Annotated in this window: 8 protein-coding genes; 4 read left to right on the top strand and 4 right to left on the bottom strand. The window is 56.7% G+C overall.

Translation table 11 applies throughout. The features are described from left to right. Position 1: 1 nt before the first annotated feature. The 3 genes from C5Y96_RS19650 to C5Y96_RS19640 all read right to left on the bottom strand — a co-directional run bounded on the left by C5Y96_RS19650 (position 2) and on the right by C5Y96_RS19640 (position 6176). The gene (locus C5Y96_RS19650; protein ID WP_105356895.1) at positions 2-3010 is read right to left on the bottom strand and encodes a serine/threonine protein kinase; all 3009 of its coding nucleotides are present in this window, start codon (positions 3008-3010) and stop codon (positions 2-4) included. Positions 3011-3299: 289 nt separating this feature from the next. Beyond that, a complete protein-coding gene (locus C5Y96_RS19645) occupies positions 3300-4343 on the bottom strand; it encodes a threonine aldolase family protein (RefSeq protein WP_105356893.1) in 1044 nt (347 codons plus the stop codon). A 102-nt stretch (positions 4344-4445) separates the two neighbouring features. After that, a complete protein-coding gene (locus C5Y96_RS19640; protein ID WP_105356891.1) occupies positions 4446-6176 on the bottom strand; it encodes a DUF1559 domain-containing protein in 1731 nt (576 codons plus the stop codon). A gap of 205 nt (positions 6177-6381) precedes the next feature. On the opposite strand from C5Y96_RS19640, the gene rlmKL reads away from it, so the two are divergent. From rlmKL to hisB, 4 genes are all read left to right on the top strand, one after another. Further along, complete coding sequence (gene rlmKL, locus C5Y96_RS19635) at positions 6382-8553, top strand: bifunctional 23S rRNA (guanine(2069)-N(7))-methyltransferase RlmK/23S rRNA (guanine(2445)-N(2))-methyltransferase RlmL (RefSeq protein WP_105356889.1); 2172 nt, start codon at positions 6382-6384, stop codon at positions 8551-8553. Positions 8554-8710: 157 nt separating this feature from the next. Then, positions 8711-10075: a histidinol dehydrogenase gene (hisD, locus tag C5Y96_RS19630; RefSeq protein ID WP_105356887.1), complete on the top strand. Its 1365-nt coding sequence runs from the start codon at positions 8711-8713 to the stop codon at positions 10073-10075. 301 nt (positions 10076-10376) lie between these two features. Continuing rightward, complete coding sequence (gene hisC / locus C5Y96_RS19625) at positions 10377-11435, top strand: histidinol-phosphate transaminase (protein ID WP_105356884.1); 1059 nt, start codon at positions 10377-10379, stop codon at positions 11433-11435. A gap of 21 nt (positions 11436-11456) precedes the next feature. Next, complete coding sequence (hisB, locus tag C5Y96_RS19620) at positions 11457-12050, top strand: imidazoleglycerol-phosphate dehydratase HisB (RefSeq protein WP_105356882.1); 594 nt, start codon at positions 11457-11459, stop codon at positions 12048-12050. A 7-nt stretch (positions 12051-12057) separates the two neighbouring features. Here the strand turns inward: hisB and C5Y96_RS19615 are convergent, their stop codons facing one another. Then, positions 12058-13659, bottom strand: a complete 1602-nt coding sequence (locus C5Y96_RS19615) for a M60 family metallopeptidase (RefSeq protein WP_158261327.1) — start codon at positions 13657-13659, stop codon at positions 12058-12060. Positions 13660-13861 lie beyond the last annotated feature (202 nt).

The raw sequence follows: 13861 nt of genomic DNA, 5'->3' as shown, positions 1-13861 counted from the left end.
GCTATTTGATTTTGAACACGTCAGGCAACGTGTACTTATTCTTTTCCGCGGCAGCGCGGGTGGTGACTACCAGCTTCTTTGCTTCGTCGGGACCATCCATGGGGTCAATCACGTAAATCAGCTTCTGAACTTCGGTATTAGAGCCAGGCGAGGGTTCGGGGTTGGCCCTGACAAGTAGTTGAGCCAGGATCTCGCCAACGGGTTTGTTATCGTGAGTGAATTCCTTGATCTCCTTGTTGCGCGTGATGCCATCCAGCTGCAAATCGGTTCCCTTGATTTCGATCGGAATGCCAGCCTCTTCGCCAATATCACGAAGAGCAAACTCAAGCGAGTTCTGCGGGAAGGAAATACTCATCGTACTGGCCAGCTTCTCTTCGATCGTTTCAGGCTTTTTCGCTGCCGGCATCGCTCCGCCACCGGCAGGCGCGGCAGCGCCGGCTGAGTTGGCCGCAAGCATCAGTTCGGCCCCGGCAACCATGTTTTGACCAGCTGCCGAAGGCAGCATAATGTTGACGACAGCCTGGTTGTTTTCGACGCCGGTTCGTGTCTGCTGGTAGGCAAACTGGACCATATTCGGGAAGCGAGTAGCCAGACGACGCCAATAAGGGGACGGATTCACTGCCGGCACGGCATCTTCCAGTTTACGCGATACGCCGTTGATCTTTTCTTTGACCGAATTGGCCAAACTGGGCGGATCCAAACTGAGCGAACCCATGCAGCGCATTTCAAGGTAGAGATTTTGACCGATGTGTCCACTCACAAGCACCGCGCGAATCCCCTCGCCGAAAAAGTCCTGCACGCCTGCGGTACCAGCGGCTAATTCGCCGCGCATAACCTGGCTTGACGACGAAGTGAGGAACTGCGGTTCGACCAGCAAGCTGACCGTTTGTTGATCGTCCGATTCGCGACGAAGTTGCTCCAGTTCGCGCGTCAACTGGGGTGCGGCAACACCCCGCTGGGCAATCGCTTCCACAACGGCCTTCGAACCGGCAACGAACTGGCGGTCTTCCTTGCCAGGGATCGGCATGACGGTCCACCCTTTCACGTCGTACATGGCCGGGATGCCGCTGGCTGCTGGATTAGGATTGCCCCACAGCGAAAGCAGATTCGTTCCTCCTTTCAGCTTCGCCACCAGGCACGGCGGCCCACCGGCGGTCGATGCACCAAAGCTGACCGTTAGCGACTCGAGTTGCTCGAAACGAACCCCTAACTCCCCTTCCAGTTGCTGTCGCAAAGCGGCGAAGTCCGGTCCCAAGGCCCGCAGGATACGGTCCCCTTCAGGATTGCCAGTAAGGTCGCTTGTTCGCACAACCAGGGCCAGCCGCGTGTCGTTTGGCACACCGGTCAGGTCGATCGGCTGACCATCGGTCGGCGAGGCCCACAGCGTTTGGCCATCGTCTTGCACCAATTGCGGCCCCGTCGGAGCGGCAGGCACCGGATCGACATCCGGGGTTGGATCAACTGGCGGCGTATCTGGATTCTCTTCCGGTGGATTTTCGACCTGCTCGCCATTGTCGGCGATGTCGTCAGGGCTGAAGACCAACTGGTAGCCGTAGATTCCACCCACCACGGCTGCAATCGCCATCACCCCCAACACAACCAGGCTGGTAATCTTGCGCTGCAGTTTCCGTTTGCGAATGCGTTCGGTCAAAGCGGTCGCGCGACTGGCTCCCCCTTCTTGAGCCGGCTGTGCCGCAGGAACCGCGGTGGCGACGGCTGCTTGGGGAACGGCAACCGGAGTTGCTACCTGGGCAACTATTGGCTGAGCAGCGACTGGCTGAGGTGGGGCAACTGGCTGAGGCATTGCTCCTGGAAACGGTGCTGCCGCCGGAGGAACAGGCTGCGGAATGGGCGGAGCCTGACCAGGAAAGGGAACCGCCGCTGGTGGAGGTACTGGGGCAGCTGGTACTGGCGGCGCTGTGGCTTCGCTGGAATTCGTCGCCAAGTACTGCAGGTAGCTTCCCATCGTCGGCAAGGCATCGGCGATCGGTGGCGAGAGCTGACCGGCATCGACAAACGGCCGCAGTGCTTCGGCCACATCCTGAGCGTTTTGGTATCGACCGCCAGGGTTCTTGGCTAATAGATACTGAATGATCTGCATCAAGTTGCCAGGAATGTAGGGGGGCGAAGGTATCTGGGCAGTGGCGTGCTGCTGTAGCCTCTCGGCGATGCTCCCTTCGACGGGCGGTTTGCCTGTTAGAAGATCGAACAAGATCGCTCCGAGCGCGTACAAGTCGCTCAACTTCGTAGGAGCGGCACCTGCTTGTTGCAGTTCCGGCGCGGCGACATTGGCCAATGCGTTCAAGCGTTCGGCCTGAGCTTCATCTGACCACGGAATTGCTTCAACAGGACGCACCGGCAGATGCAATAGCTTGAGGTTGCCAGTCGGTTCCAGCCACAACTGATTCATAGTCAGGTCACCCAGGACCATGCCCTGGCTGTGAATCTGCGTCGCACCAAGTGCTGCTTGACGCACCAGGCGAGCACAGTCAGGCGTCGGAATCGGCACTCCTTCGCCCGGTCGGCTTTCGGCCAACAGGTTGCCATCAAGTTGTTCGGTTACCAGGTAGCTTCGCTTAGAACCCTGACGCAAATGGAAGCAGCGAATCAGGTGGGGATGCGGAACGGACGATCGCAGCTTGCACATCTGCTGAACGATCGGGAACCGGACCGAATCTGCCTGGATCTCAGGCGCAATGGGATGCAGCCAAACCGGATGCCCTGAACCAGTATGCTTGCCGGCATACGTTCCTTGCAGCGGTCCTTCTTCCAGGCGTTCGGTGATCTGGTATTCACCGATGTTGATGGCCTTCGCGCGGCCAGCCAACAACAGCCGAGCCTGATACGTGGTCAGATGTCCCCCTTTGACCAGCCAGGTAGCCAGTGCTCGGGCATCGCCATTATTGGCCGTCTGTTGATACTGATCATGCAGCGGCTTACAGGCCTCTTTGGTCATTAGGCCTGATTCGAGGATCAGCTTCCAGAAGTCGTTCGTCTTGGTAACTTGCATGCTTGTTTGCGATCAGTCTCTATTGTTCCATTACGACGCGGACCGCACGGCTACCCCCACATCCACCAGTTGAGCACCTGAATCAACCGTTTCCAGTAGGCGTAAACCGTTTTCCGTCAACCTATTAGTGTACCGCGCAGGTTCCTAGAAGAGCAAAACTTCGGTCAGGTTTTCGTGGCTTGTGGAATCGTTGCCTGAACGGCCCGAAATACCAGGACAGGCGGCAGAACCGTATCGCGAAAATACCCCTTCGCGCGACTCCCTCAGGCAGTCTGCTGCCCCGCCCCGTTTACGCTAACGCAGGAAGCGTTTGCTTGATAACTTCAATCGCCGTATCGATTTGCGACATCGATACATCCAGGTGAGTCACCATCCGGATCTTTTGGGGGGCGACTGAAAGGACCCCAACTCCACGTTCGGAGAGTACCGCCTGAAGCTGTGCCGCGGTGCCTAATTCGTTGTCGATGCTAAAGATCACAATATTCGTTTCGACCGGGTCGACATCCAACGTAATCCCCTCGGTCTGGCGGACTGCTTCGGCCAACTTGGCGGCTTTCTCATGATCTTCCGACAAGCGAGCCACGTTATTTTGAAGCGCGTACAGTGCCCCAGCCGCGATGATGCCTGACTGACGCATTCCTCCGCCGAACAGCTTGCGGGCTCGTTTTGCCTGCTTGATAAACTCCGCTGGCCCAGCAAGCGCACTACCAACCGGTGCCCCAAGTCCTTTGCTGAAGCAGACACTGACCGAATCGAACATCCCGCTCCAATCGGCCACCGAGATACCAGTGGCGGCGGCCGCGTTGAAAAGCCGAGCCCCGTCGAGGTGCGTCTGCAGACCACTGGCATGTGCCCAACTGGTGATCTTCTGGACGGTATCAAACGGCTGCACTTTGCCAGAACCACGATTGTGGGTGTTCTCCAGGCAGACCAGTTTGGTCCGCACCAAGTGATCGTTCTCGGGACGGACTTTGCCTTCAAACTGCTCGGGCTGCAGCACGCCGTGTTCGCCTGGCAACGTGCGAGCCACCACGCCGCTTAGCTGAGCAAACGCTGCTTGTTCGTAGTTGTAAACGTGACAGTTCTCTTCGCACAAGAATTCATCCCCAGGCTGACAATGCAGCCGGATTGCGATCTGGTTGGTCATGCTGCCTGAGGGCATGAAGATCGCAGCTTCTTTGCCGAGCATCTCGGCGGTGAGTTTCTCGAGTCGCTCGGTCGTCGGATCGATATCGATGACGGCATCACCCACTTCGGCCTGGGCCATGAATTGCCGCATGGCGGGACTGGGCTGGGTAACCGTATCACTGCGAAGATCGATTGCGTAGTTCATGGTGGCCTGAGCAACGTGGAAAGGTGAAATGAAAAAGCCTCCCTACATTTTGCAGGGAGGCTTTGCGAGTGCCAAGCACGTGGAACGAATTAAACGTGCTTGCTAGTTGCGAGGCAAAACCTGGCCATCGTTACGCTGGAACCAAAGCTTCAGGAATTTGTCACCCACGTTCTTACTGATGAACTGGACGCTTCCGTCAGCGAAGAGACCATTGAAGCCACCCAGTTGAGCCTCGCCGAGCCCGTTCCAGACATTCATCAGATCAACCTCCAGGTCGCTCGGCTTGGTCCAGATGACGGCATGATCGTCGTTAACTTCGACACACATAGCCGTGTTGGATAACCCGTCGGTGAAGTGTTGGAATCCCAGTCCCTTTGTCATCATTTGTCCTTCTGGGGTCGGCTTCGAGTCAGGCTCGAAAGCCATTCCTTTTCCGACCGGAACCAGGTAGGTCGTGTAGCCAGCAGGGGCTTTGCTATTGGGGCGTCGATAAGCTTCAGGCATCTGTTTGATGAACTGCTTGTTGTGTTCGCTGTCCCAAGGTTCATCCATATGAAACTGATCGAACATTGTACCCTGTTCGATGAATGGCAAGATCATCACGCGCCACGACAAAAGCGGTTTGCCCTCGGCATCGGTCTTTGCCTGAGCCGGTAGCGATCCGAATGTGTCGTGGAAGTTGTGCATCGCCAGGCCGATTTGCTTCATGTTATTGGAGGCCTGCACGCGACGAGCCGCCTCGCGTGCCGCTTGAACCGCCGGCAGAAGCAGCGCGATCAGCACACCAATCACGGCGACGTTTGCCCCCATGACCGCTTCTTCGTTCTGCTGGAAGTTCAAGACGAGCGAGTTGCCTTCCTTCTTGGGGCGCAGCGCATCGATCATGCTTTCTGAAACGCGAACCTGGTAGCGTCCCATGGCGGCCTCGACTTCGTCTTCGCTGTTTACCATCTTATCGGCCTCCGACAGGATGGCTTGCTTTGCCAGATCGAGCGAGAAGCGGAGCATGTCATCCAATCGCCCGGTAGCCGCTTCATCTACGCCGTTAATCTTCAGTGTCGCCGCCAACTTTTGCGTGCAATGGCAGCTCAGTGTGATCGACTCGGTGTAGTTGGGAACCTGCTTGTACATGGTGAACGGTGGAGGAATCTGCTGCTGCGACAGAATCGCATTAAGTTGATCACGAACTGGTGCCATGTTGAATGCGATGTACCCGTCGGCACCGTCGTTTGCCGCGGCCAAAGCTTCGGCGGGCTTGGTCAGTTGGGCATTGGGCCCTTTAGTGACAATGTCCCCCATCATCCCCAACGAACCGAGCATGAACGTATGCTCGTCCAACATATGAACGGCCAAGTAGTCAAATGGGTAGGCATCGGTATAGAACGCTTTCCCCTTGAGCCCAGGAAACGCGTCTTTGATATCTTCGTCTTCGGCCATGCCGTCTACAAACGTCTCGATTCCTGAAAAGAACGTTTCTTCGTTCAATGTTTCCGACGTTTTGATAATCGAAAACATATCAGGCTGCGGAAAGTCGGGCGAAGGAGGAGTGATCGCAAAGGTGATCGAGGTGATCTTCATGGGATCGAAGCCGAGATACTTTTTGCCGAAAGCTTCGACAACTTCGACCGGATAGGCCTGCATCATGGGGTTCGTCAGAAATCGATCGGCCTGCACAAAACCAACACCGACGGCGTTCTCAGGCACATAATTCAAGCCTGGCAGCGTGCCTTCAGCAGTCGGGGCCGCAGCCTCCTGGGCCATCAATAGCTGCGGCGGAAACGCCATCGTGGCCGTCAAAAATCCGATTAATAGGGCACTCAATAGATGTCTCATGGATTGCTCGCCTCCGCGTTTGCCATGCTGCTGGTAGAAAAGGACTCACTTCACAAGAACGTGGTTATAAACCGATCTGGCAGGAGCTTACAGCAGTTTTTGATGAAGTTTTTACACCCCACGCTCAGCCGAAGCACACTATGCCTTCTGTCGACTGGCACGTACTATGAAGAATTCCCCCAACCTTGCCAGGTAACTTAAGCGCGTGAATCTATCCAGTCCCCTCCAACTTCTGGCCACTACGGCATTCGGCATCGAGGCCGTTACGGCCCGCGAATTGCAAACGCTGGGCTTCGAAACCGAGATCCTCGGTTCCGGTCGTGTGCGGTTCGCCGGCAACTACACCGACGCTATGAAGGCCAACTTGCACCTGCGCACGGCCGATCGCGTACTGGTGGAAGTTGCCCAGATTCCGGCCGGTGATTTCGACGCATTGTTCGATGGTGTGAAAGCGTTGCCTTGGGAGGACTTCATCGACGCTGAAGGGGCCTTTCCGGTCAAAGGCCGCAGCTACCAATCGCAGCTGACGAGCGTTCCCGCCGTTCAGCGAGCGACCAAAAGAGCCATCGTCGAGCGGCTTCAATCGGCTTACGGAGAGAACCTACCGGAATCGGGCGCAACCTACACCGTCGAAGTCGCCATCGCCAAGGATGTCGCTACGCTCACGATCGACACCTCGGGGGCTGGCCTTGCACGACGTGGATACCTCGATCCCGAGCGGCACTCTCCGATGAAGCCGACGCTCGCCGCGGCGCTCGTTCAGTTGAGTCACTGGAACCGTGATCGTCCGCTGGTCGATCCCTTTTGTGGAAGTGGCGTCCTGCTGATCGAAGCGGCGATGATCGGCCGGAACATGGTGCCAGGACTCTTGCGTGACTTCGCGCTGATTGACTGGCCGGCCGTCGATCAGGAAGCGTGGCTCGACCTGGTGGAAGAGGCCCGTGCCCAAGTGCTCGAGACGCTGCCCGAATCGATCATTGGCTACGACGAAGACGCCTCGGCACTGCGTCTGGCCCGGCAACAAGCAATTGCCGCTGGGGTCGACAGTAACATTCACTTCCAACGGCAATCGTTTGGTGAACTTACCAGCAAGCGCAAGTACGGCTGCCTGATCACCAGCCCACCGTACGACGACCACTCGCGTGCTCGGCGTGCCCAGTGGGACTTCTATCGCGGCTTCCCCGACGTCTTGCGTCAGCTACCCACCTGGTCGCACTTCATCCTGACGGCCTTCCCCGAGTTCGAGCGGGCTATGGGGCAGGAAGCGAACCGTCGCCGCAAGATGTACAACGGCCGCAGCGAATGCCATTACTATCAGTATCATGGTCCTCCACCGCCAAAAGCAGGCGACGAGTCGTCTGCCGAGCCAAACGAAGAAAAACCGAAACGCACCTTCACGCCAGCATTTGGCGGGCTCGATGACAAGGCGAAAGAGCAGGCCCAGTTGCTGAAAAACCGGCTCGCCAAGCGGGCACGCCATTTCCGCCGCTGGCCTAAACGCGGCATCCACTGTTATCGCTTGTACGAACGCGACATTCCCGAGATTCCGCTGGTGATCGATATCTATCACGATTACCTGCACATCACCGACTACGACCGACCGCACGATCGCACGCCAGCGCAGTACGCCGACTGGCTCGATCATTTAACCGAAGCGGCTCGCGAGGTGCTGGAGATTCCCGAGGGGCATGTCTTCGTCAAACATCGTACGCGGCAGTCTGGCAGCACGCAGCACGAGAAGGTTTCCGAAGAGTCGAAGATTATCGTCGTGGAAGAAGGAGGCCTGAAGTTCGAGGTCAACCTATCCGACTACGTCGACACCGGGCTGTTCCTCGATCACCGCAACCTGCGCAGCCAGTTTCGCGACGAATCCGCCGGCAAACGCGTACTGAACTTGTTCTGCTACACCGGTGCGTTCAGTGTGTACGCCGCCGCAGGCGGAGCGACTTCGACCACCAGCGTCGATCTGAATGCCAATTACTTGGACTGGGCTGGCAGAAACTTCCAGCTCAACGGCCTATCGATCGCTAAGCATCACTTCATCCGTAGCGACGTAATGGAGTACCTGCGTAATCAAAAGCCGGAACCGAAGTTCGACCTGGCGATTGTCGACGTGCCGACATTCTCGAACAGCAAACGCACCGACGACGTATGGGACGTCCAAGAGGACCACGTCGAACTGATCGGCCTGACGCTGAACCTGCTGAGCGAAGGAGGCGTCCTCTATTTCTCTAACAACTTCCGCCGCTTCAAACTGGATGAAGCAGCACTCGAGAACGTGCAAATCCGAGAGATCTCGAAACACACCGTGCCGGAAGACTTTCGCAATCAGCGCATCCACCGCTGCTGGAAAATGGTGCGAAAGACCGGAGAGTAACCAGGGGACGTCCAACCTTGCCAGCGATGGATCGTCCCCTCCCCCAGAATCGGGAATCAACCGACTTTCGCCCCTTTCCACTAAGTCTCCTGTGCAGCAAAATAGTATGCTTGCCCAGTACTGAGATCGTTTGCTATCAAACCCCCAGAAAGCTGAAATGGATCTGAAGTCGAAAATCGCCCGGATCGATACCCGGCACGACGACGTCGAATCGCAATTACAACAGGTACGCGATAAGCTCAGCCCTAAGGGGGATGTCGTCAGCGAAGCTGGTCGCAAGCGGACGATAGAGGTCTTTGGCGAACCGTTAAGCCCGCTGCAAGTGGTGCAGCGAATCTGCTCCGACGTCGAACGTCGCGGGCTGGCTGCCGTTCTGGAATACGGCAAGAGCCTGGACGGCAAACAGCTTTACGCTTCGACCATTCGCGTTTCGGACGAAGAGCTTCGCATGGCTCACGAAGCTGCCGATCCTGCGTTTCTGCAAACGATCCGTGACATTCGCGAAAACATCCTTCGCTTCCAGACGGCCATTCTGCACAAAGACGTCGAAGTTCCGATCGAACACGGCGGCAAGCTGCGGCACCGTTATGCTCCGCTAAAACGCGTGGGGATCTGTGTCCCTGGCGGGGCAGCCGCGTACCCGTCGACCGTCCTCATGACGGCTGTTCCGGCGATGGCTGCCGGCGTGGAAGAGTTGGCCGTAATCGCTCCCCCCACTCCGTTTGGTTCGTACAACTTGGACCTGCTGGCTACCTGCGTCGAAATCGGCGTGAAGGAAGTTTACCGCGTCGGTGGCGCGCATGGCGTGGCAGCCCTCGCCTACGGTGTCGAAGGCATTCCCAAGGTGCAGAAGATCGTCGGCCCCGGGAATCTTTTCGTCGCCTTGGCCAAGAAGCATGTCTTCGGCGAAGTCGATATCGACTCGATCGCCGGACCGAGTGAAGTCGTCGTCGTGGCCGATACCACGGCGAAACCCCAGTACATCGCCGCCGACATGCTGGCCCAGGCCGAACATTCGCCCGGCAGCAGTGTCTTGATCAGCTGGGACGAAGCGCTAATCGACGCTGCGCTTACGGAACTTGAAAAGCAAGTCGCGGTGCTGGAACGTTGCGATCTGACGGTGCAAAGCTTGATTGACTTTGGTGCCGTGATTCTCACCAAGGACGAAGTCGAGGCTTGCCGCATCGCCACCGACCTGGCACCGGAACACTTACACATCACCACGACCAACAGCGAAGCGACGGCGGAAAAGATTCTGACCGCCGGTGCGACCTTCCTGGGCAATTACACCCCGGTGGCCCTGGGGGATTATGCGGCTGGTCCTTCGCACGTTTTGCCAACTGGTGCTACCGCCCACTGGGCCAGCGGCCTATCGGCCAACGACTTCCTGCGTTCGCGCAGCGTGATTCACTTCACTGAAGACGGACTCAAGGCGATTGCCCCACTGGTGACCACCTTGGCCGACAAAGAAGGCCTGACCGCCCACAAACGCAGCGTAACGATTCGCACCGAAGACAACTAAGACAACTCAAGAACTAGCAAAGAGGAGTAACCGCTGATTTCGCGGATGACCGCGAGCAAGAAGAAAAACTGCAATGTCAGCCCCAACGGGGCGGCCGAACTCAGAGCACATTGCTTCGACCGCCCTTTCAGGGCTTAAGACTTAGATTGAGAACTTCTTTCCAGGGGCTTCCACCCCTGGCTATTAACGGTCGCTCCTTGGGAGCTAAAACAGACCGACAATGTCTAAGTCAGCCCTTCTTCTTATTCGCTTCCATCCACGTTTTCCGCAGTTCATCTCCCAATTGAAATGCAGGAACACCATGGGCTACTTTCGTCCTGAGATTGAAGCGATCGCTGGTTACAAGCCTGGCGAACAACCGCAAGGCGGGAAGTTCATCAAGCTGAACACCAACGAGAACCCCTACCCTGCCTCGCCCAAGGTTGCCGAGGCCATTCGTCAGCGTCTCGACCAGGGTCTCGAAAAATATCCCGACCCGGTCGGTACCGCGTTTCGCATTCGCGCAGCCGAAGTGCTGGGAGTTGAGCCTGACTGGATCCTATGCGGCAACGGCAGCGACGATATCTTGACCATTCTTACACGCGGCTTTGTTGGCGATGGCGAGTGGCTCCGACTGCCCACACCTAGCTACATCCTCTACAAGACCCTGGCCGAGATCCAAGGTGCCGACAGCGAAGAGATTCCGTTCAACGAAGACTGGACACTGCCGGAATCATTCGGCACGGCCAGCAACCACTTGAAGCTGGCGTTCCTGCCTAACCCCAACAGCCCCAGCGGCACGGTGGTACCTAAATCGCAGTTACGCGAGATCGCCGATTCGCTCCCCTGCCCTCTGCTGATTGACGAAGCATACGCCGACTTCGCCGACGATAACTGTATCGATCTCGTGAAAGAGAACGAGAAGATCATGCTCTCGCGGACGCTCAGCAAGTCGTACGCTCTGGCCGGTCTGCGATTCGGGTTCCTGGTCGCTCAGCCGCAGATGATCGAACAATTGACAAAGGTCAAAGACAGCTACAATTGCGATGCCCTTTCATTGGCCGGCGCGCTGGCAGCCATCGACGATCAGAAATGGGTCGCCGAAAACAAAGCCAAGGTCGTCGTTACCCGGGCCAACATGACCCAACGGCTGCGAAAAATGGGCTTTACCGTGCCTGATTCGCAGGCCAATTTCGTTTGGGCGACACGGCCAGGCGTCAAACTCAAACCGATTTACGAATTCCTCAAGCAGAACCACGTTCTGATCAGATACATGCAATACCCGGGAATTACCGAGGGAATTCGAATCTCGGTCGGCACCGATGGCCAAACCGACGTATGCTTGGACTTGATCGAGCAGTACCTTCAGCAGAACTCTTAGAACCCGCATAATCGCTCGCCCATGACCCGCACCGCCAAAATCGAACGCGACACGACCGAAACGCAAATCAAGCTTGAACTGAACCTCGATGGCTCCGGTAACTTCTCCGGCAGCACCGGCGTGGGATTCTTCGATCACATGCTGCAGCTCTTCACGCGGCATGGGTGTTTCGACTTGTCGGTTGAAGTGAACGGTGACCTGCACGTCGATCAGCATCACACGGTGGAAGACACCGGTATCTGCATCGGCCAGACCATTCGCCAGGCAATTGGCGACAAGAAGGGAATCCGCCGCTACGGTCACTTCACGCTGCCGATGGAAGAAACCTTGTGCAGCACCGTATGGGACTTGAGTGGCCGGTACTACCTGGTCTTCAACGCTCCATTCACGACCGAGAAGATCGGCGAGTTCGATACCGAACTGGTCGAAGACTTCTGGCAGGCATTGGCCGCCAATGCCCTGTGCAACTTCCACGTGAACATTCACTACGGCCGCAACAACCACCACATCAGCGAGGCGATCTTCAAGTGCGCCGCGCGAAGCTTGCGGATGGCAGTGGAGCTCGACCCACGTTCCCCTGGCGTGCCGAGCACCAAGGGAACGTTGAACTCGTAGGCTTTCGCTACGGAGCCTTTGCCATGGCCTGCTTCATCATGGGAGACTCCCATGCCGGAAGAGATTTGACCTCTTCCAGGGCCGAGTCGTTCACCTGTACGCCCCACTCAGTGAAGTAAGGGCCCAGGTTACTATTGGTAGCCCGTGACATGCGGATGAGAAAGTCGCTGGCTCGGTCGACATCAGACTTAGGGTGCTGATCGAGCGGCAGCTCTCGGTATTCGCGAAAGACCTGCTTGAAGGGCTCCCAGCCGAACTCGTACGACAGCATCGTGTAGAAGGCCAATCGTTCGAACAATGCACCGTTGACCGTCATCCAGTTTCGTTCTTCGATTGGACGACTCAGGTAACGCTGAGCATTTTCGATCACCGACTCACGCGTAGCACGCTCGTGAGGGTGTCCATAGATCTTCTCAAGTGCATACGCGGCAAAGATATTGACGGTGACTTCGCTGGTGCTTTGATAGGTCCAAGCGCGATGCTGATGCAGATGCCCCAGTTCGTGGGCGTGTCCCCACTCAGGCTCTCCACGGACGATCGCTTCCGCCCAGCCAAGCGGGGCATTGATGGGATATCCAGCGAACGCCGCGCCCCAGTTCACGTGGGCATCGATCAAAAAGCGGTGTGGAAAAGGCTTATCCTTCGGTCGGCCAGAAAGCTCGCTCATGGCATCGATCAACTCGTCCCACTTTTCCATGGCCAGGTCTGGCGTATCAAGTCGGCGGACGAACTTCGATGGCAACGTGAAAATCACCTTGTCACTGCCGATCTCGGCATAGGGTGCCGGGTAGCTGCGAATGGTGGCTCGCCACTCTTGCACGTTGGTTTCGCCATGCACATAACGCGGAGCTAGCACCACATTCGAGAACCGGATTTGCACCATCTTTTTTGGCGGTACATCGTAGTGATCGACCAGGTTGTAAATGTCGCTGTGCTTGGCCAGAAACGTCTTGGCACTGGGCGTGGGCAATTCAATGTACAGCAAGCCACCAAACGAACAGGCAACCTCGGTCGTCCGCTTCTTCAGATCATAAACGCGGTCGATTCGGGGAAAGCGATTCAGCTTGTTGTGCCTGGGAATATCGATGGTCGTGCTGTTGGCACCAATCCGCAGTTTCCAACCTGCATCGACGTACTCTTCCGGAATCATGACATGCACGACTTCCCCCGGCGGCGCGTAAAGTCCGGTGCTTTGCCAGCGATACGAGTTCACATCGATCTCACAAAAATGGGCCTCCGGTTTGATGGCCCGATGGATCGCCCCAGGAAACTTGTCGGCCGATGGATGCTTCTTCAATTGATCCGGCGGAAGCACGCTGCCGGCCAGTTCCGCTTCGACGATCATCCGCAAGGCAATCATCGGATGTTCCAGAACTTGGAACTTGTTCTCCTTCTCTGGACCGATCTCGACCGGCGGGGCATCTTTCAACTTGGTGATCAATTGCTGCATCGCGCCGGTTGACTTAAAACCGGACTTGGCCTCTTTAATGACCGCTTTCTTCACCGAGACAAATTCGTCTTCGGTAAGCTTCTCACCGCTGGCCGCTTTTTGTAGTTCCGCGTCGGTTGCCGCGTGCCCTGCAGCGACCACCCAAGCCACCAGCAACATGCCAGCCACAATGCGAAAAACACCCCTACGAGCCGATTTGAAAACATGAAAAAACAAACTATTTGCCTTACTTTCCCGAGATATCATCCCGTATAAGAAAAAGCGCGACATGGTCGAAAAGGTGATTATGCCGTGGGATCTTTAATATGACAAGCAAAACGTTTTTCAACCCTTGTCAGAACCAAACCGAACTTCTAATCGT

This window comes from Blastopirellula marina, from assembly GCF_002967715.1.
In the GTDB taxonomy this organism is placed as follows: Bacteria; Planctomycetota; Planctomycetia; order Pirellulales; family Pirellulaceae; genus Bremerella; species Bremerella marina_B.
Note: the sequence above shows the minus strand (reverse complement) of the source record. Positions and strands in the feature narration are given on the sequence as shown.

Excerpts from the sequence above, each read along its gene's own strand:
- C5Y96_RS19650 (WP_105356895.1), bottom strand. The coding sequence starts at position 3,010 with ATGCAAGTTACCAAGACGAACGACTTCTGGAAGCTGATCCTCGAATCA.
- C5Y96_RS19645 (WP_105356893.1), bottom strand. The coding sequence starts at position 4,343 with ATGAACTACGCAATCGATCTTCGCAGTGATACGGTTACCCAGCCCAGT.
- C5Y96_RS19640 (WP_105356891.1), bottom strand. The coding sequence starts at position 6,176 with ATGAGACATCTATTGAGTGCCCTATTAATCGGATTTTTGACGGCCACG.
- hisD (WP_105356887.1), top strand. The coding sequence starts at position 8,711 with ATGGATCTGAAGTCGAAAATCGCCCGGATCGATACCCGGCACGACGAC.
- hisC (WP_105356884.1), top strand. The coding sequence starts at position 10,377 with ATGGGCTACTTTCGTCCTGAGATTGAAGCGATCGCTGGTTACAAGCCT.
- hisB (WP_105356882.1), top strand. The coding sequence starts at position 11,457 with ATGACCCGCACCGCCAAAATCGAACGCGACACGACCGAAACGCAAATC.
- C5Y96_RS19615 (WP_158261327.1), bottom strand. The coding sequence starts at position 13,659 with ATGTTGCTGGTGGCTTGGGTGGTCGCTGCAGGGCACGCGGCAACCGAC.